A 1106-nucleotide genomic window follows, 5' to 3' on the forward strand; every position below is an offset into this window, starting at 1 on the left:
TCGGCCGCCCGCACCCGCTCGATCAGCTCCGCGAACGTCGGATCGCCCGACACGTCCGTCCGCAGCACCAGCGTGTTGACGAAGAACCCGACCAGATCGTCCAGCGCGTCGTCGGTCCGACCCGCGATCGGCGTACCCAGCGGGATATCCTCCCCCGCCCCCAGCCGGCTCAGCAGCGCGGCCAGCGCCGCCTGCAGCACCATGAACACACTCGCCCGGTGCTCACGCGCCACCCGGGTCAGGCCGTCGTGCAGGCCTTCGGGGAACGCGAAGGTCACCCGGTCGCCCCGGTAGGAGGCGGTGGACGGCCGCGGCCGGTCGAACGGCAGAGCCAGTTCTTCGGGCAGGCCGTCCAGGGTCCGCTTCCAGTACGCCAGTTGACGCGACACCTCGCTGCCCTGATCGGCCTCGGAGCCGAGCAGCTCACGCTGCCACAGACCGTAGTCGGCGTACTGGACCGGCAGTTCCTGCCAGGCCGGGGCCTCTCCGGCGGCGCGTGCGGCATAGGCCGCGGCCAGGTCCCGGGCCAGCGGCCCCATCGACCAGGCGTCGCCGGCGATGTGGTGGACGACCGCCAGCAGCACGTGCTCCTCGGCGCCCAGCTCGAACAGCCAGGCCCGCAACGGCAGATCACGGGTCAGGTCGAACGGCGTCCTGGTCGCGTGCTTCAGCTCCTCTTCGAGGTCGTCGGCGGCGACCGCGACCTCCCGGAGTCCGGCCTCGGCAGCGCGCGCGGCATCGAGGACGATCTGGTACGGGCCGTCGGCGTCCTCGGCGAAGACGGTCCGCAGGCTCTCGTGACGCGCGACGACGTCGGCCAGCCCCCGGCGAAGCGCCTCGACGTCCAGGGAACCGGACAGACGCAGGGCCACGGGAACGTTGTAGGTGGCGCTCGGGCCTTCGAACTGGTGCAGGAACCAGAGTCGCTGCTGCGCCAGCGAGAGCGGCAGACGATCGGGGCGCTCGACGACGGCCTGCAGCGGGAGACGGCCGACGGCCGACTCGTCGATCGCGGTGGCGAGTTCGGCGACGGTGGAGGCCTCGAAGACCTGCCGAACGGCGAGTTCCACGTCCAGAACCGACCGGATCCGACTCACCAGCCGGGT

The 1106-nt window shown here is 71.9% G+C and carries 1 protein-coding gene; it reads right to left on the reverse strand.

The genetic code is table 11. The features are described 5' to 3' along the window. Nucleotides 1–1070, reverse strand: a 1070-nt coding sequence (locus ACIRST_RS42425; protein ID WP_402810153.1) for a condensation domain-containing protein, incomplete at its 3' end; no start/stop codon positions are given. Nucleotides 1071–1106: the final 36 nt, after the last annotated feature.

Origin of the sequence: Kitasatospora sp. NPDC101447 (genome assembly GCF_044767225.1) — a bacterium.
GTDB lineage: Bacteria > Actinomycetota > Actinomycetes > Streptomycetales > Streptomycetaceae > Kitasatospora.